Raw genomic sequence first — 24,093 nt, 5'->3', positions numbered from 1 at the left:
GCTTCACAGGATACCGGGAATGCGCTTACCCAGTAAGGGTGTATCGCCTGTTGAACAGAATGAACGCTGGGCTAGAGCTTGATCCAATAACGCCGGATCGCTTCGGTGACTCCGAGGTCCGCAGCGAAACTCTCCGGAGGCCGGACGCTTTCAAGAAACGCCGCCGCACGCCTCGATGGTGCGGGCGGACGCCAGGTTCGGCTGTTTGCACGTCACCAGCACGCGTTCCATGCCGAGGGAGCGACCCTCCTGGAGGGCACCTTTCAGTGCAAGCTTGGCGAGCCCCCGCCCCCGCGCGCTGGGCCGTATGCCGTAGCCAATGTTGCCTCCCACCTCAGTGAGGTAGTCATTGGCCAACGAGTGCCTGAGGCTGGCTGCCCCCAGGTATGCGTTGTCATCGACAACCCAGATGGTGCTCTGGTTGGCCAGGCCTTCAGGGGGTTGGAAGCCCTTCTTGGGCAACTCGTGCAGAAGGTGAACCCACTCCGCGAAGTCGCTGTTGTCGCGGAGATCCAGGTCGTATCTCGCAGCCACAAAAGCCGCTGAGCCATCCTGGTTAAGGGTGCCCCACTCGTCGTAGCTTTCCAGCCAGGACTCATGGAACTTTGCGGACGGCTGGACGAGCCTGGCGGGAGTCATGAGGTGAGCGTACTACGGCCGCCGGTTCAGACTTCAGATGTCCTGGTCGCCTTCGGCGTCCTGGTCGAGGGGCGGGAAGGATTCCGCTTCCGGACCTCCCGCAACACGATTTGCTCGGGGCAAACCGTGGAAAGGAAGTCTCCCACCGACAGGGCCAGGCGCTCACCAACGAGCGAGTAGAGAATGCGGTTGGCATCCCGCCGTTCCGTGACCAGGCCGGCCTGGCGCAGCACGCTCAAGTGCCGGGAAACGGTGGGTCCCGTGGCGTTGAATCGCGCAGCGATCTCACCGGCGGCCAACTCGCCGTCCTTGAGGTCTTGAAGTATTTGCCGCCTGGTGGGGTGCGCAAGGGCGGCGAAGATCTCTGAAGCTGTATCTGCCATGTTTGCAATATAGCACAATTGCTATATACAGTTTAGCTTTGTTGCTAATAAGCGAAGGAGCAAGATCATGCGTGTAGCTATTACCGGCGGTACCGGCTTTGTAGGCCGTCACCTCGCGGAACGACTCGACAGGCCGGGCACCGTCATCATTTCGCGTCGGACAGGGACCGCAATCACCGACGTCGAAGCCTTGACGGAGGCCTTCACGGGTTGCGACGTCGTAGCCCACTGTGCGGGGATCAACCGGGAGATCGGTGACCAGACTTTCCAGCGGGTTCACGTTGAAGGCACCCGCGCCGTCATTGAAGCTGCCCGGAGGGCGGGCGTCCAAAGAATCGTCATGCTGAGCTTCCTTCGCGCCCGTCCGGATTGTGGTTCCGCCTATCACGAGACCAAATGGGCTGCCGAGGAGCTCCTGCGGCAGTCGGGCATCGAGCACACGATTCTCAAGGCGGGGATGATCTACGGAAAGGGAGACCACATGGTGGACCATGTGACGCGTGCGGTGCGCAGCTTTCCGGTTTTCGCAACGGTCGGTTATCGGGAGCGGACTGTTCGACCCATACCGGTGGAAGAGGCCGTCAACACCCTGATCGCCGCCCTTGAAGGTCGCGTGCCCACCCCGATCGTCGCTGTTGTCGGAGCCGAAGAGCTCGAACTTGGAGTGGCTGTCCGCAGGATCGCCCGGATGGCGGGGGGCCACCCTGTTTTCGTCCGCGCCCCCATCTGGTCGATCCGCGCGCTGGCTCAGCTGACAGAGTGGACCATGGTGGTGCCACTCGTGGCAAAAGCCCAGGCGCAGATGCTCGCCGAGGGGGTCAGCGTGCCTTCACCCTATGCGCCCTGGCTTCCCGTGGAGCTGCGTCCCAGGCTTCCTTTCGACGACGAACGCATCCGGGCCGCCGTACCGGAAGGCCGCTTCGCCTTGGACGACCTTCGGGTAGTGAGGTGGTGGAACGGGCGCATGGACCGCAGCCGGCCGAGCGGCCCGGTCCACTAGTTCGACTTACTCAGCGTCCGGCCCATGATGGCCTGTGTCAGGGCGTCGATGACCTCGGCGTTGGCGAGTGGATTCCGGATCAAGGTGAAGTCCACGTCGCCCACCGGCGGCAGGCCGAATCGCTGGGTGATGACCTTCAGGTCCTCGGGCACCAGCGATGCCGGCATTACGGCGACTCCAATCCCGGCCCGGACGGCCGCGAGCACTCCGCTGATCTGTTTGGTGCTGCAGGTGATCCGCCATGTCCGGCCTTCCGCTTCCAAGGCATCGATGGCAAGCTTCCGGCTCAAACTCGGTGCCGGGTACGCAATCAGCGGCACGGGGGCGCCCGGTTCCAGCACTGTCTGCTCCACGCCCACCCACGCGAAGTTGTCGTGCCGGACCACCGTGCCTTCCTTTGCTCCGGCCACCCATTTCACGAACACCAGGTCCAGTTGCCCGGCATTGAGCCGCTTGTACAGCTGGTCGCTTTGGCTGACAGTGAGCTCGAGGTTGATCTGTGGGTAGAGCTGCCGGAACTCCCGGAGAATCCGGGGGAGGCCGGTGATGGCGAGGTCGTCGGCTGTCCCGAAGCGGAGGCGTCCCCGCATGGCCGAGCCGGAAAAGTAGCGGGCCGCGGAATCGTGGGCAGCAAGGATGTTGCGGGCAAAGCCAGCCATGGCATCACCGTTGTCAGTAAGCCTGACTTCACGGGTATCCCGGGCCACGAGTACGCGCTTGGCGGCGGCCTCGAGCTTGCGGACATGCTGGCTGACCGTGGGCTGTGCGAGGCCCAGCCGCTCGGCTGCCTTAGTGAAACTCAGCGTTTCCGCGACGGCCAAAAAGGAACGGAGCTGGACAGGTTCAAACACGGAACTCCTCTAAGCGCAGGTCAACGCCGGGCCGGAGTACTGCGCCGTTTCCCCTTGTGCTGCAAGCAGCTCATTGCATTCCGCAATGCTAGTTATAGGCGCAATACGCTTCCATAATTGCTGCTGGCAACCATAGCGTTAAACGCATCCCACCGAAACTCTCGATCCGAGGACTACTTTTGGCACCCCCACCGCCTTCAGCGGCAAACGTCAGCCAGCCCGTCATCGATTCCCTGTCCGCTCGCCCGCTGCCGGATACAGACCAGCCGGACACCAACCAGCCGGACACCGTCACCCAGCCACTCGCCGTCGTGAGTGAAAAGCTGCCCTGGCGTCATACTTTCATCTCCCTGAAGGTCCCCAACTTCAGGATTTTCGCGATCGGCCACTTCATTGCCGTCATCGCCATCTGGATGCAGCGCATCGCCCAGGACTGGATGGTGCTGCAGCTGTCCGGTTCCGTCACCGCAGTCGGCATTACGGTGGCGTTGCAGTTCATGCCGTCACTGTTCCTGGGACCATGGGGCGGCATGATCGCCGACCGCTTTGCCAAGCGCAAGATCCTCATCATCTGCCAATCGGCGGCGGCCGTGCTGGCTGCAGTGTTGGCGGTACTGTCCCTGAGCCAGCGCGTTGAAGTCTGGCACGTGTACGTCATTGCCTTGGCCCTGGGCTTCGTGACGGTCCTGGACCAGCCGGCCCGGCAGGTGTTCGTCAACGAACTCGTCGGCCCCAAGTACCTCCGGAATGCCATCAGCGTCAACTCCACCACCTTCCAGCTGGGCGGCTTGATCGGGCCTGCCTTGGCGGGTGTGCTGCTCACCGCTGTCGGCGCAGGCTGGGCCTTCGCTGCCAACGCTGTGGCCTGCTGTACCACTGTGGCCATGCTGCTGATCCTTCGCAAGGACCAGCTGCACCTCAGCCAGCCGACGCCCCGCAAAAAGGGGATGCTGCGTGAAGGCCTTAACTATGCGCTCAGCAAGCCCACCATTTACTGGCCGTGGTTGATGGCCGGGTTCGTGGCCGTTTTCGCCATGAGCTTGCCTGTGTTGCTGGCCGCCTTTGCGGACCACGTGTACGACGCCGGTGCCGGAGGCTACGGCCTGCTGAACGCCATGGTTGCGCTCGGTGCACTGATGGGAGCGGTGGCGTCCACCCGGCGTCGCCAGCTGCGGTTGAGGTCGGTAGTGACGTCGGCGGGGCTGTACGGTCTCATGCTCTGTGTCTCATCGCTGATGCCGTCCATGGTGTGGTTCAGCGTCACCATGGTCCTTGCCGGATTCTGGTGCCTCATGTTCCTCACTGCGGCCAACCAAATGGTGCAGACCAGCTCCAACATGAGCATCCGCGGCCGTGTCATGAGCCTCTACCTGGTGGTGCTGATCGGCGGACAGGCCATTGGCGGCCCCATGATGGGCTGGCTGGCCGAGCACTTTGGTCCGCACCTTGCTGTCCTGATTTCGGGTGGTGTGCCGGCCATCGCCGCTGCGGTGGTCGCCGTCGTCCTTGCCCGGAAGTCTTCGCTGCACCTGAAGGTGGACCTGCGTGACCGGCGCCGGGTGCTGCGGATCGTGCAGGAGACCCAACCGGCATAGCCGCAGTCCCCGACGGATTAACAGGTGAAGCGCCCGCGGCAGGACCGCGGGCGCTTCCTGGTGAGCGTCTTTATGCCGTTGGCAAGTGCGGGTACTCCGCTGAGCGTCCTTGGAATTCCAGGACATCCGGGTTGCGGATGACGCCGTCGCGGATTTCGATGGCCCGCGAGATGGTCTCGTTGGCATCCCATCCGGCCGGGCCGGCCGCAACGGTGTCCAGGAAAGGAAGCAAGGCTTCGCTGATTTCCCAGCTGGCTGAGTTCCAGAGATACGACGGGCTGTGGTCCACGGCGTAGTAGTTGACGTGCCCGCCCACACGGAACATGGGTTCGTCGAAGGTGGTGGTGCGTGCCCAGCTGAACCCCATTCCTTCGTCGCAGGAAACGTCCACAATCAGGCTGTCAGCCCGGAATTCCGTCAAATCCTCCGTGCGAAGGTACGTCAGCGGGGCGTTGGGGTCCTGAAGAGTGCAATTGACCACGATGTCCGCGGCGGCCAGGAACGGCGCCAAGGGCTTGCGCCCCTTGTCCGTGATGACTTCGCTGAGGAAAGGTGCGTTGCTGTCATGATCGAACTGCACAATCCGCACCGAGTGAATGGGTGACCCGACGGCGGCGACGCCACGGTTGGTCAGGACCTGGACGTCGTGAACGCCGTGGGCATTCAGTGCAGTGACGGCGCCACGCGCAGTGGCCCCGAAGCCAATGACCACGGCGCTCAGCCGGCGGCCGTAGTCGCCCGTGGAACCCGTGAGTGCCAAGGCGTGAAGCACAGAGCAGTACCCGGCGAGCTCGTTGTTCTTGTGGAAAACATGCAGGCCGAAGCCACCGTCGCCTGCCCAGTGATTCATGGCCTCAAACGCGATGAGCGTGAGCTTCTTGTCGATGGCCAGTTGCGTGATGGCCCGGTCCTGGACACAGTGCGGCCAGCCCCACAGCGTTTGGCCGTCGCGGAGTTCGGCCAAGTCCTGGGCCTGCGGCTTGGGCAGGAGGATGACGTCGCTGCCGGCGATCAATTCCTGCCGTGTACCGAGCCCACCCACCAGCGATTCCAGCGTGCTGTCAGAGACGCCGAACCGCTCGCCATAGCCGAATTCAAACCTGAGCTGTTGGCGCACTTCCGGATCGATGCGCTCCAGATGCTGGGGATGGATGGGGAGGCGGCGCTCATTGGGCTTCAGCGAGGAAGCGAGGACGCCTATGCTCAGCTGGGCGGTTGGCGCGGTCACTTCTTGTTGCCGGTAGAGGGCTTTGCGGCCTCGGTGGCGGAGGACTCGGAAGCCCTCTTATCCGCACGTTTTTCCTTGATGGATTTACTGGATTTCTTTGATGCGGTTTGGCGCGGTGATTTGTCGCCCATGATTGCTCCCTAGAGCGGAACCGAAATGGCTCCTGACTCCTGACGATACACCTCGCACGGAAAAGCAGTGGCCGCGGTCACTGCCCTTGGGTCACTGCGCCGGCTCGGCCGCCGGACGGCCATGGGTGACGCGGTGGGTCACACGATCGGCGGTATCGTCCAGTGCTGCCGTCTTTTCCACCGGCTCCAAATAGAAACGCGCGCTGCTGATGATGCCCTCGTCCACGCCGAAGATGATGACGCCCGTCATTTCGTGCGGCGTACCATCGCGCCACGCACCCTTCAGGTGCAGCTCGGTCCAGATGGAGCTGCCGTTGACGCTGTGCGAGAGGAGATGCGCCTTGATGTCAGGGACACCCGTGAAAAGTTGCTCCCAATTGCTGCGGATGGTGTCCCGCCCAGTGAAGCCCCTGGTGGGATGCGCCGGCGTTTCGTTGACGTAGCCCGGCGCAAAGCAGGCCGCCAGGCCTTCCAGATCGTGCTTGTTCGTGGCTTCCAGCAGGCGGTTGATGACGGCGAGCGGGCCCGCCTCACCAGCGTCGGTGAGAGTCATTGGAGGACCTCCCGGATAGGTGGATGTACGTATGAGTTTAGGCTCGTGAGACCCTCCGGTCGACGGGTGCGCGGCCTTGTTTGGTGAGTACCGCCGTCGGGCATTTGGGTCCCTGGACGCAAAGAAACCCCGGATCGTGGGATCCGGGGTTTTCCTTGAGCGGGCGACGGGAATCGAACCCGCGTATCGAGCTTGGGAAGCTAGCGCTCTACCATTGAGCTACGCCCGCGCTGCCCGGGAATTTTCGCCCCGAGCGAGTCCTAGCTTAGCGCAGTTGTGGGGCTGCTCATGACAGGCGCGTCGGCCGCCTACTTGAACAGTTTCAGGCCGTTCCATCCGGAACCCACCTGACGGTACGTTGTCCACTGTCCCCGGCCCAGGCCGTAGTTGTACAGGTTGCCGTCGGCGGTCTGTGCAGTGATGCCGCGGGTGCCCGCGCCAGTCAGCCCAAAGCTGGGGGCCAAGACGCGCATGTACTGCCAGCCGGTGCCCACGGTGGTGGCCGGTCCGTAGAAGCCTGCCCACCCGTCACCGCGGTAATTAATCAGGGCACCGGAACCTGTCCTGGCCAGGATGTCGTTGGCGCCGTCGCCTTCCCAGTCGGCGATGGTCAGTTCCATGCCGTTCCAGCCCTTGCCAATGATTTGCGGTGCGCTCAGCGCACCACCAAAGGTGTTGGGGTAGTAGCGCAGCACACCGTCCGGGAAGTATCCGACGACGCCGGGCCGGCCATGCTTGTGCGTCCACTTACCCACGGTGATGGTCATACGCTCCCAGCCGCCGTTGCCCACCACCACCTGGTTGGCGAATCCACCGCCCGGAAGACCTCGATAGACCCCCAGGACGCCGTTGTTCCACTGCGCCAGGATGTCGTAGACGCCGTCGATGTCCCAGTCCACCACGAAAGCCTGCTTCAAGCCGGTCCAGCCCGAACCGATCTGGACTGCACCCGCGTAGCCGCCGGCCGCCGTCGCGGGGTAGCGCAAAAGACGGCCCGACGAGTCGGCAGCCACCAGGTCGGCGCCGGACTTGATGCTTGCTGCGGCGGCGGTGTTGCCCGCAAAGTAGTGCTCCAGCGTCGGGAATCCGCGCCGGTTCATGTCGGTGGCCAAGGCTACGCCCACGTAGCGCAAGTGCCACGGTTCGTAGCTGTAGCCCGTGGTGCCCGTGTAACCGTTGGGGTAGCGGACTATGAAACCGTATTTATGGGCATTCGCAGCTACCCACTTGCCGGCCGCGGTATCGCCGAAGCAGGTGCTCAGGCCACAGCTGCCGGCTGCGTTGCCGATGTCCATGGCGAGACCTGTCTGGTGCTCGCTGTATCCGGGGCGGGCCGAAATAGTGTCCGCGTAGGCCTGGCCATAAGCATTGACATAGCCCCAATACACCTGGTTTTGGGTTGCGTAGGACCGGTAGCCGCTTACGATCGACAAGCCGCCCGTGCCTGCGTCTGCCGCCCCCTGGAACAAGCCGTTGAGCCACGCCGCAGCTTCCGCACGCATGTACTGGCCCGAGCCACGTGCGTTGACAAGGTCCGACGGCGCGTAGCTCGCCGGATTCAGTGGCCGCGATTTGTTGACCAGGACCGAAATGTTGGCAGGGTCACCGATGGGGTCAACGCTCGGCAACGGGTTCGCTGTGGCGGGGACCTTTGTGGTTGCTGCTGTTTTTGCTGCAGAAATCACCGTCGGTCCTGCCGCCGTGGCGGGAACCGCGGTGACAACTCCGCCAGCCACTGCCACGGCGAGGAAAACCGCGCACGCAGCCACCCGTCGTCGTGCCTTCACTGCAAAAGCTTGATGTCCCAGAACCCGCATAACGCCCCCAAATCGGTTTTAGCCAGCCTCGGGAACTCTACCCCGAGGTGCCATGCTCTGTCAGTCGTAACTTTGTGAAGGGCCAGATAACCATTCGGTCAAGGCTCGCCGCTTATATGCCCCAGTGCCGCGCGTGCTGACTATTCTGAAGGTGTTAGCTGCAGCGTATGGGGAACCGGGCTAAGACATATCGAACCGTACGCCGAAAGAGGTTTCCGTGGCATTTGCAGACTACGAAGTGGTGATCAGCCGGGACGCCATGACCGTGTACGGATTCCTCATGGACGGGATGAACAACTCCCTGTGGCGGTCCGGGATCCGCAGCATCTCACTGCGATCAGGTCTCCGCGGCCACAAAGGCGCGCTCTACCAGCAGACCATCAATGGTCCGGGCGGCCGCCCCATCGCTGCCGATTTCCAGATCACCGAAGCCCGGCCAGGAGCGGAAGTGCGCTTCGCCGTCGTTGCGGGACCCGCACGTCCTACCGGCGGCTACTACCTCAGCACCGAAGGCCAAACCACCCGGCTCAGGTTCGCCCTTGAATACCACCCCAAGGGACTGCAGAAACTGATGAACGGCATGATCCAGAAAACAATGGAAAGCGAAGTTGCCCAGTTGGAGCAGCTGAAGACCGTGATGGAGTCACGCTCGGTGGTGTGAGCGCGACTGATTTTTCTGCTCTTTTGTCTGGTCGGCTATTGGGCGAGCTTGTAGCCGGTCCAGCCGCCACCCACCGCTATGGGCGTCGTCAGCCTTCCTGAGGTAAGGTCCCAGTACTCCAGGACTCCGTTGGTGCCCAGGCCCGCAACGCCGGTGGTGTTGGCCCCCGTGACGCCCCGCAAGGAACGCAGTCCGGAGTAATCCGTCCACGCAGCGCCCACAATGGGCCGGGCTTCCTGCTTGGGCGTAGCCAGACCGCTGCCCCGGTACAGGCGCAAGGAACCATTGGGCTCAACGGTGAGCAGATCCTGGAAACCATCCGCGTTGTAGTCCACCATGCTGAGCCGGACGGCCTTGTTTCCCGTGCCGATCGCGGCCTGCGACCGGATGTACGTCATCCCTGCGTTTTTGTAGAGCCACAGCCCGCCGGATGCGTCCATCGCGACAATCTGGGGCAGCCGGTTGTTGGCGCACCAGTTTCCCACAGCAATGTTCAAGGACTGCCAGCCGTGGCCGAGCACTCCCGGCGAACCGAAGCCGCCCGACGGCCTCCCCGGATACACCAGGAGTGCCCCGTCGGTGCGCTGTGAAATGAGGTCGAAGACCCCGTCGCGGTCCCAATCGCTGACGAACAGTTCCTTGAGCCCCGTGAAACCGATGCCGATCTTGCGGGCTGCGCCGTACTTCGCGTTCCCCAAGGAAGCGTAGGAATACACCGTTCCGTCCGCCGCGATGGAGACGAGATCTGCGGCACTCCTGATGGAGGCGGAGCTGAGATTGACCGTGGGCGGCTGGTATTTGTCGCCCGGCTGGCATGCTCCGATGGGATCCGTGGGAGGGGTGACGGTTCCGCCGGGTGCATTTGTGGTTCCGGCCGGCAGCGAGGTGTAACCAAAGAAATTCACCACACCCCACAGCGTGTAGCGGTTGGGCGTGGTCTGCCAGTTGCCGTCCGTGTAGGTGATACCGATGCCCATGACGTTGAACCGGGGATCACGCAGCAGCGCATCATGCCCTGGGGACCCCTTCCACCACTCCACCAACTGCGCGGCGTCACGGTCCCAGCGGACAGCAATGACCTCACCTGCGCCGTTGTTCGGATTCAGCGCACGCGGATCGGTCCAGAAATTGGCGCGGTGTTGGATCACTTCCCGGGTCGCGATGTTGTTCGACCAATCCTGGGCAAGGCTCGCTACTGTCGCGTGGTACTTCACAGGGGCCAGGCCCAGGGATGCGCGGTAGCTGTTGATCGCGTTGAACACCGTCAGGATTGCGGCGGTGTTGCTGTCCGGGAGGAGGGCAAGGGCGCCGTTGTCCGGATCTGTCTCACCGCTGGGGGCTTTGCCTGGGAAGGGGGTGCTTGGTGTGGGGGACGGGGTTGGCGCCGTGGGTGCGGCGGGGGCCGTCTGGAGTGGTACTGGTGTCGGCGTGACCGTGGGTGATGCGGACGCTGTTGGGGACGGCGGCGCCGTGGGGACAGCCGTCTGGGTTGGGGTCACCGACGGCGTCGGGGTGGCTGTAGGCGATGCCGACGGCGTTGGGCTGGCTGGCTGCGAGGGCGTACCTGAGGGGAGCGGGCCCATGGCAGGTGCTGACGGGGACGGAGCCGCCGACGATGAGGACTGCGGGGGCGCCGGCTCCACGGGATCGGGAACGGTGGGTTCCGTGGCGCCCGGGTTTTCCGGGTTTTCCGGGGACGTGCCTTCCGTGGACGGACCATCCGGACCCCAGGAAGGCCCGATGTTCGGTACCGGAGGCGGTGTCTCGATCACCGGATCTACCGCGATGGGTCTGCCCGGCATCGGGCTTGCTGTTTCAGTGTCCGGGGTTGGCACCGTCGTGGGGTCCACGACGTCGCCAACCGCGGGGGTATCCGCGGAAGGTGCGGCGTCCGGCGTCGTGCTTGACTCAGGTGCCGTCAGACCGGACTCGACGCTGGAGGAGGGGGTGGTGCTGCCGCTGGGACCCGCGTCCGTGGCCGGCAGGATCTGGCTGGAGGCGGCGACGCAAAGGGCCAGCGCCCCGGCCAGCACAATGGAAGCCGGCACTGCCAGTTTTTTCACAATTACCCCGCGAATACTCGTTGCCCCCAGGTACGGGCGCGGTTCTACATGTCCGGGAACTATAGTCCCACGGGGCCGCCCGGACAATGCATGGGGACTTGGACGCATGGGGTATTTTTGATGCTGTGCTGATCTCTGACCGCGACATACGTGCCGAAATAGACTCCCAACGGATTGTTCTTGAGCCGTACGACCCCGCGATGGTGCAGCCGTCTTCCGTGGACGTCCGGATTGACCGGTTCTTCCGGTTGTTCGACAACCACAAATATGCCCACATCGACCCCGCCGAGGAACAGCCCGAGCTGACCCGGTTGGTGGAGGTGGAAGGCGACGAGCCCTTCATCCTGCACCCGGGCGAGTTCGTCCTGGGCTCCACGTACGAAACAGTCAGCCTCGCCGACGACATTGCTGCCCGCCTTGAAGGCAAATCGTCCTTGGGCCGGCTCGGATTGCTGACGCACTCCACCGCCGGCTTCATCGACCCCGGATTCTCGGGGCACGTGACGTTGGAACTCTCCAATGTTGCCACCCTGCCCATCAAGCTCTGGCCCGGGATGAAGATCGGCCAGCTGTGCTTCTTCCGGCTGACGTCCTCGGCCGAGCACCCCTACGGTTCCGGTGAATACGGAAACCGCTACCAGGGCCAGCGCGGACCCACCGCCAGCCGCAGCCACCAGAACTTCCACCGGACGTCCATCTAGCTTCGGCTGCCCCCTCTGTCCGCGCCGAGGGGTGAGCTCTCGCCTCTTTCCCTTGCGTCGAGGGGTTAGCTCTCGCCTCTTTTGGTGGCTTTTTCGGTCGAGACGTCGCCCCTCGATGAGGCCTTCTCAGCTCGACTAGTCCTCCACACTGTGGGTAACCTCTCAGCGCATCTTCAACCATGCCAACAATGGCTGATGAGGATTTCTACGCCCCTCCCGATCGAGATCCGGGGCCGTTCATTTACGCTCGCCGAGCAGCGGGCGGCCGGCATCCCGGATCATCGTGCCTGGAATAACGATCTTCGCGTTGCCAGCAGGGGAGTCCGGGTTCCTTGGGGCGAGCAACAGGACCCTGCGCACACTGCCCGCCTCCTTACCGGCATAACTGAGGGAGCCATCTGTTGTCGGGAGACAGCTGCGATGCTGTGGGGATGCCCTTTGCCGTGGGACGCCCAGCAGGATTTCCTGGTTCATCTGACGAGGTCCGACGGCGCCTTTCGGCCTCAACGCCGGGGAGTCAAGGGACATCGAATGGTGCTCTCTGTGTCGGACATCAGTTCTGTGGGCGGGATTCCCGTGACCGGCCCCGCCCGCACGTGGCTGGACCTAGCTGCGGTGCTGGCCTTCGAGGACTTGGTCGCTGCCGCCGACTACTTTATCTGCAGTCAAACCCGAAGCTTCGGTCATAACAGGATTCCCCTCTGCTCTGCTGAGGATCTCAAAGCACAAGTCGATCGACATGCCGGCATGCGTGGCATTCGGAAGGCGCGTGCAGCGCTGGAGTTGACCCGCGTGGGCGCCGACTCTGTCCCCGAGACGAGGCTGCGACTGGCCATGGGTCGCGACTTCCTGCCGGAACCTGTCCTGAGCTACGTGGTGCGTGATCCTTCGGGCCGCGAAGTGGCGTGGCCGGATCTCGCCTACCCCGACTTCAAAGTGGCGATCAATTACGACGGCGGCCATCACCTAAATGCCGTTCAGAAGGAGTCCGACATCCGACGCGAGGCGGCGCTCGCGGCAAACGGCTGGATCTCTGTCGTTGTTACCGCCGAGCATGTAAGGGAACGCGGCTACGACGGCGTTGTCCGCCGCATCCGCGAGGCGCTGGTACGGGGTGGATGGCCATCGAGGGGTTAGGTCTCGACCCTTTGGGTGGGCCTTTTCGGGCGAGATGTCGCCCCTCGGCGCAGGGGAGGGTGGAAGTTGGGGGCGTTAGGTGTTGAGGGGTTAGGTCTCGACCCTTTGGGTGGGCCTTTTCGGGCGAGACGTCGCCCCTCGGCGCAGGAGAGGGGTGGGGGGCGTTGCTAGGCTGGGGCGCGCTCCGGGGTCCGGGGCGGGGCGCCAGGGGTTCGCCGGAGGGCCTTGACCACTGGTTCCACGAAGCGGGCGGCCAGCGGACCCAGGATGGCCATGATGAGGACGTAGGCCGTGGCGAGTGCGGCGAGTTCGTCGGGTACTGCCCCCGAAGCGACGGCCAATCCCGCGATGACGATGGAGAACTCGCCGCGGGCGATCAAGGCGGCCCCTGCACGGAAGCGGCCGGGCACAGCAATTCCGGCGCGTTTGGCGGCCCAGAAACCCGTGAGCATTTTGGTTGCTGCCGTGACGACGGCCAGAACAAGCGCCCAGCCGAGGACGGGTGGAATCGACGTGGGATCGGTGTTGAGTCCGAACGCCACGAAGAAAATTGCCGCGAAAAGGTCCCGCAGTGGCTCAAGGATTCGAGTGGCATTGTGGGCCGTTGCGCCGGAGATGGCGATGCCCAACATAAACGCGCCAACGGCAGCGGAGACCTGAAGTGCAGAAGCGATGCCGGCTACCAGAAGCGCCAGCCCCAGAACGTTCAGCAGGAACACCTCGGAGTTCTCGCTATGAACTGCCTGAGAGACGCGGTGGCCGTGCCTGAGTGCGATGACCAACACCACGGTGACAACGGCGAGGGCAATGCCTACGGTCTGCAGTCCGCCCAGGAAACCAACCCCGGCAAGGATGGCGGTGAGGATGGGGAGGTAGATGGCCATGGCCAGGTCTTCGAAAACGAGGATGGAGAGAACCACGGGTGTTTCGCGGTTACCAATCCGGCCCAGGTCGGTGATGACCTTGGCCGCGATGCCTGACGAGGAGATATAGGTAACGCCACCCATGACGATGGCGCCTACCAATCCCCAACCGAGAAGGACGGCCAATCCCGCCCCCGGCAGGAAGTTGAAGACAAAATCCATGACACCGGCTTGCCATGATCGCCGGAGCCCCGTAACCAGCTCGGAGGCCGTATATTCCAATCCGAGCATCAGCAGCAGGAGAATGACGCCAATTTCGCCGGAAAGATGGGCGAACTCGTGCATGCCGTCCAGCTTGACGAACCCGCCGGCGCCGAAGGCCAGTCCACCCACGAGGTAGAGAGGGATGGGGGACATGCCGATTCGGCCCGCTAGTCGAGCCAAGAGGCCGAGGCAGAAGACGACGGCCCCCAGTTCAACGAGGGCTAATGCGAGCGGGTCCATCCCGCTCAGCCGTTGCGAAGGATGTCGGCTGCCGAGTCAAGCCCTTCCTGGGTGCCGACCGCTACGAGCAAATCGCCGGTGTGAAGTACGACGTCGGGTGCGGGCGAGGCGACAACCTCGCCTTCGCGCATGATTGCGACGATGGAGACACCACTGCGGGTGCGGATCTGCGCCTTGCCCATGGGCTGGTTGACGAAGGGCGAATCAGGAGTGATGGAGAACTGGCGGGTGACAATGCCGGGTATCTCGCGATGCTCTTCTGCCAAGCGCATGGCAATGTGCTGGCCGCCCAAGAGGTTTCCCAACGTTGACGCTTCGTCGGCAGTCAAGGGAATGGACGCCTGGCACGTGTCAGGATCGTCCCACGTCGAGACGAAAAGCTCTGTTTCGCCTTCCCGCAGCTCTACTACACCGATGCGGCGGCCCGAAGCCGTGACGAAATCCTTGCGGACCCCAAGGCCCGGGAGTTCGGTCTCATCCACGTTCATAGCTCCACCCTAAACTGTCCTGAACCGGTCCGGTACGGCCCTCGCACTTCAGCCGGTCCTTAGTAGTTAACGCTCAGGGACCACAGCTATTTCCACTTTCGCCGGCGGCTTGACCGGCAGGATCACCAGGAGGCCGGCCAGCAGGACCACCATGATTCCGAGGATGCCCCAACGTTGGGCTTCGCCCTCGGCAACCAAGGGAGAGGCGATGGCGATGCACAGGGTGAAGAGGGTGGGGGCCAGGAAGCTGACCGCCCGCCCGGTGGTGGCGTACAAACCGAAGAGTTCGCCGGCCTCGCCTTCCGGTGCAAGCCTGGCCAGGTAGGCCCGCGAGGACGATTGCGCAGGGCCTACGAACAGGCAAAGCAGCAGGCCGAAGACCCAGAAGGTGTTGCTCCCTGGCCATTCGTTACCGAGGAAGACGTAGTCGCCGTTGCCCAGCACCAGGATGAAGGTGCCGGCGATGAGGAGGCCGACCAAAGACAGGACGATCACGGTTTTGGGTCCGATCCTGTCATCCAGGAAGCCGCCGATGATGGCCCCGACGGCAGCGACCACGTTGCCGAAGATGGCGAAGAAGATGACTTCCTTGAGTTCGAAACCGAACGTCCCTGCAGCAATGACACCGCCGAAGGTAAACACAGCAGCGAGGCCATCGCGGAAGATTGCGCTGGAAAGCAGGAAGTAGATGGTGTGGGGGCTGGTTCGGTAGATGGCGCCGATACGGCGGATCAGTAACTTGTAGGAGGCCAGGAACCCCAAAGAAGCGGTGGCCTTCCTCGCCGGAACTTCAGGGACGGCGAACATCACTGGCAGGGCAAAGATGAAGAACCACAGCGCAGAGAAGACCGCCACGAGCCTGATGTTGAGGGAGTCCTGTGTTGAGGCACCAAACCAGTCGAAGGACGGCTGGACGAACAGTTGCAGAACCAGCAGAAGGGCTACGATTCCGCCAAGGTATCCCATGGCCCAGCCAAAGCCGCTGACCTTGCCGATGTTCTTGGGTGTGGAGATCTGGGCCAGCATGGCGTTGTAGTTGACGCCGGCGAACTCAAAGAAAACGTTGCCCAGTGCGATGAGGCAAACGCCCAGCAACAGGAACTCGGGCTGGGGAAAGACAAAGAAGCAGAGCGCAGTGAGCACGGCGGTGGCGGCTGTGTTGACCCCGAGCCACAGCTTGCGCCGGCCGCCGGCGTCCGAACGCTGCCCGGTGACCGGAGCGAGCAGGGCAATGGCCAGGCCCGCGATGGCCAGGGCAGCACCCAGCGCAGCCGAGGCAGCGTCTTCTCCGCCGAAAGCATTGGACGTGAGGTACACCGTGAAAACGAACGTGGTCATGACCGCATTGAATGCAGCCGAGCCCCAGTCCCAGGATGCCCACGCAAGGATCTGGCCCTTCTTGGAGGCGACAGGTCCTGAGGCGAGCTCGGAGGTCGGTTGGGAGGCTTCGGGAACTGCGGCCGCGTTCATAGCTCGATGCTATAGCGGAGGGGAGAACGGCGGGCGGATGACAGACCGCTATGTGGAGAACAGGGATTGAAACGTAACCTGCAGCCCGCTTCTTTGGCGAAAAACGGTCCGTCCCCCTTGATAAACTGGCTCAACCGAACCCAACGTATGACCGCCTGCTCCAACTTTGACAATTCGTTCCTGACTTTGCGGAGAAAACAGTGATCACAGTTCTCGCCATCACCTTTGCAGCGGCAACCGTGGCGCCATTGATCTTCAGCAAACTCGGCAGGAACGCCTTCTACGTCCTGGCAGCGGTACCGGCGGCGGCCTTCATTTGGCTGATCTTCCAGTACGGCCCTGTATATTCCGGTGGCGGCATAGAAGAAATCCTTCCGTGGATACCCAGCTTGAAATTGGAGCTGGCCTTCCGCATGGATCCGTTGGCGTGGATCATGTCCCTCCTGATCCTCGGAGTCGGTTCCCTGGTACTGGTCTATTGCGCCCGGTACTTCAAGAACAAGGACGCGGACCTCGGCGGCTTCGGCGCCCAATTGCTGGCCTTCGCCGGAGCCATGTTCGGCTTGGTGACCTCCGATGACCTCCTCATGCTGTTCATCTTCTGGGAGCTCACCACCATCCTGTCCTACCTGCTGATCGGCTACGCGCGTACCCGTTTGGCAGCACGCCGCTCCGCACTGCAGGCACTGATGGTCACCACCGCTGGTGGCCTCGCTATGCTCGTTGGCCTCATCATCATGGGCCAGGCAGCGGGAACCTACCGCATCTCGGCTATTTTGGACCAAGCCCCAGCCCTCATGACCGGGCCCATGCAGGGTGCGGTGACGGCCGCCGTCGTACTTATCCTGGCCGGTGCGGTGACAAAATCGGCGCTGGTTCCGTTCCACTTCTGGCTGCCGGGCGCCATGGCAGCCCCCACTCCCGTCAGTGCGTACCTGCACGCAGCGGCGATGGTGAAGGCCGGCATCTACATCGTGGCGCGCCTGGCGCCGGGCTTTTCCGAGTCGGAATTCTGGCTGCCGGTTGTCCTGGGGCTCGGGTTGGCCACCATGCTTGTGGGTGGGTACCGGGCCCTCCGGCAGACTGATATCAAGCTCATCCTGGCCTATGGCACCGTCAGCCAACTCGGCTTCCTCACCATGGTGGTGGGGCTCGGACGCCCGGATGCGGCGCTGGCCGGACTCGGGCTGCTCCTTGCCCACGGCTTGTTCAAGGCCGCGCTGTTCCTGGTGGTTGGCATCATTGACCACCAGTCAGGAACGCGCGATATCCGCAAGCTTTCCGGCGTCTTCCGCTCATCCCGCGCCCTTGGAGTAGTGGCAGCGATCGCCGCAGCGTCCATGGCCGGAGTGCCTCCTTTGGCTGGCTTCGTTGCCAAGGAATCAGTCTTCGAAGCATTCGTTCACTACGGCACGGGCAATGACGCACCTGCCTGGGGCGTCTGGATTCTGGTGGGCCTGGTGATCGGGTCCATCCTGACGTTCGCCTACAGCGCCCGGTTCATGTGGGGCGCGTTCGCCAGCAAACCGGGCGTTGACCCTACGCCGTTCAAACCCATTAAGCCCGCGTTCCTGGCCGCGCCTGCCATCTTGAGCCTGCTCACCATTGCCTACGGAGTGTGGCCGGCCCCTGTGGACACCTGGATCCAGCCTTATGCGGCGCTGTTCGCCGATCGGCCGGACGCGGTCGACGCCGGGCACCTGGCTTTGTGGCACGGCCTCACCCCTGCACTGGGGCTGACAGCGGTAACGTTCGTGGCAGGCGCTGCGATGTTCTACGGACGCAACATCGTTTCCCGGGCGCAAAGCCTGGTTCCGGACTGGATTGATGGCGACCGGGCCTACCAGCACACCATCGGCGCGCTGGACGACATCGCTGTCTGGGTCACTGGCCGTACGCAGCGTGGTTCGCTCTACTTCTACTTGACGGTCATCCTCACCGTCGCCTTCGCTGTACCGCTGGCCGCCTTGATAGCGGCCAACAAGCCGCTGCCGGAAGGCATCTACTTCATCGACCCCAACTCTCCGCTGCAAATGGTTGCCGGAGCGGGAATCGTGGTGGGTGCGTTGGCCGCTGTCCGGGCCAACAAGCGTTTCCTTGCGGTCCTCATGGTGTCGGTGACGGGCTACGGCATTGCCCTCATGTTCGCTTTGCAGGGCGCTCCGGACCTGGCACTGACACAGATGCTGGTGGAGACCATCGTCCTGGTGGCGTTCGTGCTCGCCATGCGCAGCCTGCCGGCAGAGCTCCGGGACAGGACCGGTGGCAGGCTTCGGGTGATCCGCGTGATCATCGGTGCGGCATTCGGCATCACCATGATCTTCGTAGCGATTTACGCCATGGGCGCACGCGTGGCCACCCCTGTTTCCTTGGACTTCCCCCGGCTGGCGTACGAGGGCGGTGGCGGGCTGAACGTCGTCAACGTGACCTTGGTGGACATTCGCGCCTGGGACACGTTCGGCGAAATTTCAGTCCTCGCCATCGCGGCCACGGGCGTGGCCAGCCTGATCTTCGTCCGCAGCCGCGGCGATCGGATCAAGACCTCGGAGGCTGTGCCGGAAGGCAGCGTGGGGCGCCGCACCGGCGTCGACCGTGACTCCCGGGACGGTGCCACGCTGGCCGTGGCCAAAAAGTTCACTGACGTCAGCCGCGACGCGTGGCTGGTGGCGGGCCGCACCTTGGCTCCGGAACGCCGCTCGATCATCTTCGAAGTGGTGACCAGGCTGATTTTCCACTCGATGATCGTCTTCTCCATCTACCTCCTCCTTGCCGGCCATAACCTTCCGGGCGGCGGTTTCGCCGGTGGCCTCACCGCGGGCCTCGCCCTGACCATCCGGTACCTTGCGGGCGGCCGGTTCGAGTTGAGCGAGGCTGCGACAGTCAGCGCCGGAACTCTCTTGGGGACGGGACTCGCGACGGCGGCAGCCTCGGGCCTGGTACCGCTCTTCCTCGGCGGACAGGTGTTCCAGAGCGCGATCATCGAGTTCTGGCTGCCGGTCTTCGGAGACGTCAAGTTTGTCACCTCCACCATCTTCGACATCGGCGTGTACATCGTGGTGGTGGGCCTGGCACTCGACGTTCTCCGCAGCCTCGGTGCCGAAATCGATGAACACTTTGAGGGCCAGGGCGCGCCCCTGGCAGAGGAAGACGCCGCCGACCTTGCAGGCGAAGCCGCTGAATCCGCCGCATCCGGGAAAGGTACCGCATGAGCATCAACCTGACCCTGCTGATCGTCATGGGCGTTTTGTACGCCTGCGGCATCTACTTGCTCCTGGAGCGGAGCCTGACGCGCGTGCTGTTGGGCTTGATGTTGCTGGCCAATGCCACCAACATCCTGATCCTGACCACCGGCGGATACGCCGGATTGGCACCCTTGTTCACCAAGGAAACCAGCCCGGACGCCTATAGCGATCCTTTGCCCCAAGCTCTGATCCTCACCTCGATCGTCATTTCCTTCGCCGTGACGGCCTTCATGCTGGGCATCATCTACCGCACGTGGGTCCTGGCACGGCAGGACGAAATCCAGGATGACCTTGAGGACCGTCGCGTAGCCAAGACGCCCAGCTTCGATGCCGAGGACGACGCCATTGTGCCCTTGGAAACCTCGGAGTTCGCCGTCACCCCTGCCACCACCTCGGACCACACCCACCCCGAAGCAACCGAAACCCCGAGCAAGGCACCGAACCAGGAAGGAGGCAGCGCGTGAATCTCGCAAACCTGTCGCCGCTAGCTGTCCTCCTGCCGATTCTGGGTGCCGCTCTTGCGTTCCTGCTGATCCGGCACCACACCGCGCAGCGTGTGGTGAGCATCGGCATCCTGAGTGCAACGCTGTTGCTCGAGTGCCTCCTGTTGATTTCCGTATGGGACGGCGGGACGACGTCGGTCACCTTGGGCGGATGGCTGCCGCCGTGGGGCGTGGTCCTGGTAGTGGACCAGTTCTCCTCGCTCATGTTGGTTGTCTCCACCGTGGTGAGCCTTGCGGTGTTGATCTACGCCACCGGTCAAGGCATGGCCGACGGCGACCAGGAAGCACCCGTCTCGATCTTCCACCCCACGTACCTGATCCTGGTGGCGGGCGTGTCCAACGCGTTCCTCACCGGTGATCTCTTCAACCTCTACGTAGGGTTCGAGATCCTGCTGACGGCGAGCTATGTGCTCATGACGTTGGGCGGCACGGGGCCGCGCATCCGTGCGGGCGTCACCTATGTGGTGGTGTCAGTGGTGTCATCCGTGTTGTTCCTCATCGCCATCGCCATGATCTACGGGGCCACGGGGACCATCACCATGGCGGACCTTGCCATCAAATTGGCGGAACTGGACCAAGGCACCCAAAACCTCCTCCACGTCATGCTGTTGGTGGCCTTCGGCATCAAGGCCGCCGTGTTCCCGCTGTCCTTCTGGCTCCCTGACTCCTACCCGACGGCGCCGGCTCCGGTTACGGCCGTGTTCGCGGGCTTGCTGACCAAAGTGGGTGTCTACGCCATGGTCCGTACGGAAACGCTCTTGTTCCCCGGCGACACCCTGAATGTTCCACTCATGGTGGTGGCATTACTCACCATGGTGGTGGGCATCCTAGGTGCCCTGGCCCAAAGCGATATCAAGCGTCTGTTGTCGTTCACCCTGGTCAGCCACATCGGGTACATGGTGTTCGGCCTGGCCATGAGTTCCGTGGCAGGGTTGGGCGCCGCCGTCTTCTACGTGGCGCACCACATCACCGTGCAGACAAGCCTGTTCCTGGTCACAGGTCTCATAGAACGCAGGGGCGGCAGCTCGTCCATGGACCGGTTGGGTGGTTTGGCCAAGCTTTCCCCGTTACTGGCCTTGCTGTTCTTCGTCCCGGCCATGAACCTCGCAGGTATTCCGCCGTTCTCTGGCTTCCTGGGAAAGTTGGGCCTCCTGCAGGCCGGCGTGGATTTGGGAACACCCTTGGCCATCACGCTGGTGGTGGGTGGCGTTGTCACCAGCCTCCTGACGCTGCTGGCCATCGCCCGCGTGTGGAACAGGGCCTTCTGGCGCAAGCCCGAAGACGCTGAGTATCCGGACCCAGCTCTCCTGAATCCCCGGAACGTGGGCGTCTTGCCGCGGACCATGGTTGGTTCGACGGCGGGACTGGTAGTTTTCGGTGTCGCGCTGACGGTCTTCGCCGGTCCGCTCTTCCAGGTGGCTGACGGTTCCGCAGGAATCATGCTGGATCGTTCGGCCTATATCCACTCGGTTCTGGGCGACTCGGTCGAGGTGCCACCGCTTGGGCCGCCCGAGGAAACACAGACGGGTGATGCCAAATGAGCCGTAAGCCCATTTCGTTCCGCACCGAACTCCCGCTGCTCATTTGGTTGGTCATTGTCTGGGGCGCATTGTGGCGGGACTTCAGTCCCGGAAACCTGCTGTTCGGTGCGCTGATAGCCGTGCTGGTAGCCAAGCTGTTCTACCTTCCACCAGTGGAACTGAGCGGCAGGTTCAACATCCTGCGCGCCATTCCCTTCGCCCTGATGTTCCTCGCCAAAGTGGTGGCAGCGAGCTTCCTGGTGTTGTTCCTGGCCGTGGTCAAGGGACCCAAGGTGCGCAGCGCCGTCGTCGCCGTTCCCTTGCGCAGCCACTCGGACCTGATGGTGACGGCCACGGGGCACGTTATCTCGCTGATTCCGGGCTCGCTGGTGGTGGAGGTGGACCGGTCGACGTCCACGCTTTACCTGCACGCGCTCAATATCTACGAAGAAGCGGACATCGACAAAATTCGCGAGGAAGTCCAGATCATTGAAGCGCGGCTGATCCGGATCATGGGCACGCGCGAAGAAGTAGAAGCCCTCAACGCTGAAGTACGTCCGGGAATGGAAGGGGCAGCACGATGAAGGAGATCATCCTTGTGGTCACGGCGGTGATCCTCAGCCTGGCTGCCGCGGGCGCGATTGTCCGCATCGCGATCGGCCCTTCCCTGCTGGACCGCGTCCTGGCATCGGATGTCTTGCTGGCCATCCTGGGTGCTGCACTGGCGATCGACATGGCGATGAACAGGCACCTCAACAACCTGATGCTGCTGGTAGCCCTCGCGGTGATCGGATTCATCGGATCAGTGACCGTTGCACGTTTCGTGGCTGAACGGAGGGAACAGAACAATGAGTCCTGATGCCACCGGCGTGGATGTCGTGATCGATGCTGTCACCGCAGTTTTCCTGGTGGTGGGAGCCTTGATGTCCTTGGGTGCCGCCATCGGTTTGCTGCGATTCCCGGATCTCATGAGCCGCATGCACGCAGCCACCAAGCCCCAAGTGCTGGGACTGTTCCTCATGCTTGCTGCTATTGGCCTGCAGATGCGAACGTGGTGGGTTTGGCCGGTTCTGCTGGTGGCATGGATTTTCCAGTTGTTGACGGCACCTGTGTCCGCCCATATGGTGGGTCGCTCCGCCTACCGCACCAAGCATGGCCACCGCGAGATGCTCACCAAGGACGAACTCGAGGCTGTTGTGCAACGGGCGGCTGCGGGGCAAGAACCCCGCAACGACCGCTAAAAGTCCCGGTCACACAAACGCGGAGTCGCCTTGCGTCCACTGGTTCATTCCATCAGGTGGAGGCAAAGCGACCCCGCGTTGCTGTCTGTGGTTGCGGGCTAGACGATGTCGTGTGACTTGGCGAAACGTGCAATGGCACGCTGTGTGCCACGGCTGGCCAACACCTGAATCAAGGTGCTGACGAAGGCTGAGATCAGCGCAAAAGTCAGTGCTGAACGCAAGCTCGTTTCCATGTCGTCGTTGCCCAGGGGTGGTTTGTTGCCAGTTGCCTTTTCCCACCCTTTGTTGACGAGTTTGGTGCCTACGAAGCCCGCTCCGAGGCTTACTCCGGCACCGATCAGCTTGAAGAAGAGGTTCATGCCCCCAGCCTAGCCGTCCGTGGGCCGACTCCAGAGTCAGCGTCGGCTTTCGCGCTCTTTCAGGAACGCTGCCAAGGACCCAACAGGGGCCAGCACGGGAACAACGGGGTGCTCTGCCGACCAGGCAGCATCCACGGAATCAAACTCAGCGATTTCCTTGAGCAGGTAATAGGTGGGCGGCATCAGCTTCAGGGTCCCGGCCGCTTCCGCTTCCAGGATTCCGTCTACTGGCATCCACAACGATTGCCAGGCCTCCGTGGTTTGATGCTGCGGCTCGGCTCCCGGGGAAGGCCTGGCAACGTAGAAGTAGGTGTCAAAGCGCTTCGGCATGTCCGTAGGCGTGATCCAGTTGGCCCAAGGGCGGAGATCCGCGGCACTGATGCTGAGCCCGGACTCCTCCTGGACTTCGCGGATTGCGGCGGTGAGGACCGTCCCTGCGTTGGTTTCGGCCTGCGTTGAGGTGGCGCCGGTGGCGATGGAACTCGAACGCCAGGCGGCAGCGTGGCGTTGAAGCAGGTCCGCTGGGTAGTCCCAGCCTGACTCGTCCGCAGCATCCACCCGGCCGCCCGGGAAGACCACCATTCCGGCGGCGAAGTCCATGGTGCTGACCCGGTGCTGGACGAACGCCTCTATCCCGCCCGGGGCATCACGGAGCAGGATGACACTGGCAGCAAGCCGGGGCTCGGATATGGTGCCCTCGCCGGCAGGGTGATCCTGAATGGGTAGGTCCGTCATGAAAGTGCCCCTTTGCCGCGGTCGAGTCTGCTGGATCATTCTCTCAGGTCTCGTTGTGGGGCCGGATGTACAGGCCAAAACCGGCGCGAGGGGTGCAGAGCGGGCCCCGCAACGCACGCAACCCCACGCACGGGCCCCCGGATCGCCCGATTGTGACCACCGGCCGGCATCGGACCATCGCCCACAACACGGGCAGGTGTAAACTGAACCAGCCCATCAGGGCAGATTTGATAACGACAGGGGAGCGCCGCCGTCGGACCTTGCAGAGATGCAGGAGACGCGAGGGCGCTGAGAGTGCGGACAGCCGCAGACCCTCGAACCTGATCCGGTTAGTACCGGCGCAAGGGAGTCGAGCTTCTCAGAGTGTCCGGATCCAGGCGGCGCAGGCCGATGGGAAATCCGGGGAGCA

The 24,093-nt window shown here is 63.1% G+C and carries 24 protein-coding genes, 1 tRNA gene and 1 riboswitch; of the genes, 11 read left to right on the top strand and 14 right to left on the bottom strand.

What is annotated here, in order from left to right:
* Positions 1 to 150: 150 nt before the first annotated feature.
* Together AYX22_RS19725 and AYX22_RS19720 are read right to left on the bottom strand one after the other, a co-directional pair.
* The gene (locus AYX22_RS19725) at positions 151 to 639 is read right to left on the bottom strand and encodes a GNAT family N-acetyltransferase (RefSeq protein ID WP_242703419.1); all 489 of its coding nucleotides are present in this window, start codon (positions 637 to 639) and stop codon (positions 151 to 153) included.
* 26 nt (positions 640 to 665) lie between these two features.
* Positions 666 to 1,022 carry a metalloregulator ArsR/SmtB family transcription factor gene (locus tag AYX22_RS19720; protein ID WP_207595189.1) on the bottom strand — a complete coding sequence of 119 codons (357 nt, stop codon included), beginning with the start codon at positions 1,020 to 1,022 and terminating at the stop codon, positions 666 to 668.
* A gap of 67 nt (positions 1,023 to 1,089) precedes the next feature.
* On the opposite strand from AYX22_RS19720, the gene AYX22_RS19715 reads away from it, so the two are divergent.
* Entirely contained in the window at positions 1,090 to 2,022 is a 933-nt protein-coding gene (locus AYX22_RS19715; RefSeq protein WP_207595188.1) for an NAD(P)H-binding protein, read from the top strand.
* On the opposite strand, the gene AYX22_RS19710 is transcribed toward AYX22_RS19715, so the two are convergent.
* The gene (locus tag AYX22_RS19710; protein ID WP_026543322.1) at positions 2,019 to 2,873 is read right to left on the bottom strand and encodes a LysR substrate-binding domain-containing protein; all 855 of its coding nucleotides are present in this window, start codon (positions 2,871 to 2,873) and stop codon (positions 2,019 to 2,021) included. The two genes, AYX22_RS19715 and AYX22_RS19710, sit on opposite strands and share 4 nt — an antisense overlap.
* A 179-nt stretch (positions 2,874 to 3,052) precedes the next feature.
* Here AYX22_RS19710 and AYX22_RS19705 point away from each other — a divergent pair, with 179 nt between their 5' ends.
* Entirely contained in the window at positions 3,053 to 4,468 is a 1,416-nt protein-coding gene (locus AYX22_RS19705; protein WP_207595187.1) for an MFS transporter, read from the top strand.
* 70 nt (positions 4,469 to 4,538) lie between these two features.
* On the opposite strand, the gene AYX22_RS19700 is transcribed toward AYX22_RS19705, so the two are convergent.
* The 5 genes from AYX22_RS19700 to AYX22_RS19685 all read right to left on the bottom strand — a co-directional run bounded on the left by AYX22_RS19700 (position 4,539) and on the right by AYX22_RS19685 (position 8,167).
* Positions 4,539 to 5,696, bottom strand: coding sequence for a N(5)-(carboxyethyl)ornithine synthase (locus AYX22_RS19700; RefSeq protein WP_207595186.1), 1,158 nt, complete (start codon positions 5,694 to 5,696; stop codon positions 4,539 to 4,541).
* On the bottom strand, positions 5,693 to 5,827 hold the full coding sequence (locus tag AYX22_RS24350; RefSeq protein WP_011776304.1) for a hypothetical protein: 135 nt from the start codon (positions 5,825 to 5,827) through the stop codon (positions 5,693 to 5,695). The genes AYX22_RS19700 and AYX22_RS24350 overlap by 4 nt, the downstream gene beginning before the upstream one ends.
* A 91-nt stretch (positions 5,828 to 5,918) precedes the next feature.
* Positions 5,919 to 6,380 (bottom strand): nuclear transport factor 2 family protein, encoded by a 462-nt coding sequence (locus AYX22_RS19695; protein WP_207595185.1) that lies wholly within the window; start codon positions 6,378 to 6,380, stop codon positions 5,919 to 5,921.
* Between the two features lie 158 nt (positions 6,381 to 6,538).
* Positions 6,539 to 6,609: transfer RNA gene (locus AYX22_RS19690), tRNA-Gly, on the bottom strand.
* Positions 6,610 to 6,688: 79 nt separating this feature from the next.
* Positions 6,689 to 8,167 carry a M15 family metallopeptidase gene (locus tag AYX22_RS19685; protein ID WP_242703418.1) on the bottom strand — a complete coding sequence of 493 codons (1,479 nt, stop codon included), beginning with the start codon at positions 8,165 to 8,167 and terminating at the stop codon, positions 6,689 to 6,691.
* A gap of 247 nt (positions 8,168 to 8,414) precedes the next feature.
* Between AYX22_RS19685 and AYX22_RS19680 the strand changes: the two genes are divergently transcribed.
* Complete coding sequence (locus tag AYX22_RS19680) at positions 8,415 to 8,858, top strand: hypothetical protein (protein WP_089596431.1); 444 nt, start codon at positions 8,415 to 8,417, stop codon at positions 8,856 to 8,858.
* A gap of 35 nt (positions 8,859 to 8,893) precedes the next feature.
* Here the strand turns inward: AYX22_RS19680 and AYX22_RS24175 are convergent, their stop codons facing one another.
* Positions 8,894 to 10,906: a CAP domain-containing protein gene (locus AYX22_RS24175; protein WP_242703417.1), complete on the bottom strand. Its 2,013-nt coding sequence runs from the start codon at positions 10,904 to 10,906 to the stop codon at positions 8,894 to 8,896.
* Between the two features lie 140 nt (positions 10,907 to 11,046).
* Here AYX22_RS24175 and dcd point away from each other — a divergent pair, with 140 nt between their 5' ends.
* Together dcd and AYX22_RS24170 are read left to right on the top strand one after the other, a co-directional pair.
* Positions 11,047 to 11,622, top strand: coding sequence for a dCTP deaminase (dcd, locus tag AYX22_RS19670; RefSeq protein WP_011776299.1), 576 nt, complete (start codon positions 11,047 to 11,049; stop codon positions 11,620 to 11,622).
* Positions 11,623 to 12,153: 531 nt separating this feature from the next.
* A complete protein-coding gene (locus tag AYX22_RS24170; RefSeq protein ID WP_242703416.1) occupies positions 12,154 to 12,759 on the top strand; it encodes an endonuclease domain-containing protein in 606 nt (201 codons plus the stop codon).
* Between the two features lie 167 nt (positions 12,760 to 12,926).
* Here the strand turns inward: AYX22_RS24170 and AYX22_RS19660 are convergent, their stop codons facing one another.
* From AYX22_RS19660 to AYX22_RS19650, 3 genes are all read right to left on the bottom strand, one after another.
* Positions 12,927 to 14,126: a cation:proton antiporter gene (locus tag AYX22_RS19660; RefSeq protein ID WP_207595182.1), complete on the bottom strand. Its 1,200-nt coding sequence runs from the start codon at positions 14,124 to 14,126 to the stop codon at positions 12,927 to 12,929.
* A gap of 5 nt (positions 14,127 to 14,131) precedes the next feature.
* Entirely contained in the window at positions 14,132 to 14,614 is a 483-nt protein-coding gene (locus AYX22_RS19655) for a cation:proton antiporter regulatory subunit (RefSeq protein ID WP_207595181.1), read from the bottom strand.
* 66 nt (positions 14,615 to 14,680) lie between these two features.
* Positions 14,681 to 16,084, bottom strand: a complete 1,404-nt coding sequence (locus AYX22_RS19650; protein WP_207595180.1) for an MFS transporter — start codon at positions 16,082 to 16,084, stop codon at positions 14,681 to 14,683.
* A gap of 200 nt (positions 16,085 to 16,284) precedes the next feature.
* On the opposite strand from AYX22_RS19650, the gene AYX22_RS19645 reads away from it, so the two are divergent.
* The 6 genes from AYX22_RS19645 to mnhG are packed head-to-tail and all read left to right on the top strand — an operon-like array spanning position 16,285 to position 22,590.
* Positions 16,285 to 19,293, top strand: a complete 3,009-nt coding sequence (locus AYX22_RS19645) for a Na+/H+ antiporter subunit A (protein WP_207595179.1) — start codon at positions 16,285 to 16,287, stop codon at positions 19,291 to 19,293.
* Positions 19,290 to 19,790 (top strand): Na(+)/H(+) antiporter subunit C, encoded by a 501-nt coding sequence (locus AYX22_RS19640; RefSeq protein ID WP_207595178.1) that lies wholly within the window; start codon positions 19,290 to 19,292, stop codon positions 19,788 to 19,790. The genes AYX22_RS19645 and AYX22_RS19640 overlap by 4 nt, the downstream gene beginning before the upstream one ends.
* Entirely contained in the window at positions 19,787 to 21,370 is a 1,584-nt protein-coding gene (locus tag AYX22_RS19635) for a Na+/H+ antiporter subunit D (protein WP_207595177.1), read from the top strand. The genes AYX22_RS19640 and AYX22_RS19635 overlap by 4 nt, the downstream gene beginning before the upstream one ends.
* Entirely contained in the window at positions 21,367 to 21,933 is a 567-nt protein-coding gene (locus AYX22_RS19630) for a Na+/H+ antiporter subunit E (RefSeq protein WP_089596424.1), read from the top strand. The genes AYX22_RS19635 and AYX22_RS19630 overlap by 4 nt, the downstream gene beginning before the upstream one ends.
* A complete protein-coding gene (locus AYX22_RS19625) occupies positions 21,930 to 22,208 on the top strand; it encodes a monovalent cation/H+ antiporter complex subunit F (RefSeq protein ID WP_089596423.1) in 279 nt (92 codons plus the stop codon). The genes AYX22_RS19630 and AYX22_RS19625 overlap by 4 nt, the downstream gene beginning before the upstream one ends.
* On the top strand, positions 22,198 to 22,590 hold the full coding sequence (mnhG, locus tag AYX22_RS19620) for a monovalent cation/H(+) antiporter subunit G (RefSeq protein WP_089596422.1): 393 nt from the start codon (positions 22,198 to 22,200) through the stop codon (positions 22,588 to 22,590). The genes AYX22_RS19625 and mnhG overlap by 11 nt, the downstream gene beginning before the upstream one ends.
* Before the next feature lie 98 nt (positions 22,591 to 22,688).
* On the opposite strand, the gene AYX22_RS19615 is transcribed toward mnhG, so the two are convergent.
* Positions 22,689 to 22,949: a DUF4235 domain-containing protein gene (locus tag AYX22_RS19615; protein WP_089596421.1), complete on the bottom strand. Its 261-nt coding sequence runs from the start codon at positions 22,947 to 22,949 to the stop codon at positions 22,689 to 22,691.
* A gap of 36 nt (positions 22,950 to 22,985) precedes the next feature.
* Complete coding sequence (locus AYX22_RS19610) at positions 22,986 to 23,684, bottom strand: NUDIX domain-containing protein (RefSeq protein WP_207595176.1); 699 nt, start codon at positions 23,682 to 23,684, stop codon at positions 22,986 to 22,988.
* Between the two features lie 228 nt (positions 23,685 to 23,912).
* Positions 23,913 to 24,049, top strand: a riboswitch (TPP riboswitch).
* The last annotated feature ends 44 nt before the right edge of the window (positions 24,050 to 24,093 follow it).

The organism is Arthrobacter sp. D5-1, from assembly GCF_017357425.1.
Lineage (GTDB): Bacteria > Actinomycetota > Actinomycetes > Actinomycetales > Micrococcaceae > Arthrobacter.
The sequence above is the reverse complement of the archived record's forward strand: the minus strand, read 5'-3'. Positions and strand labels throughout refer to the sequence as shown.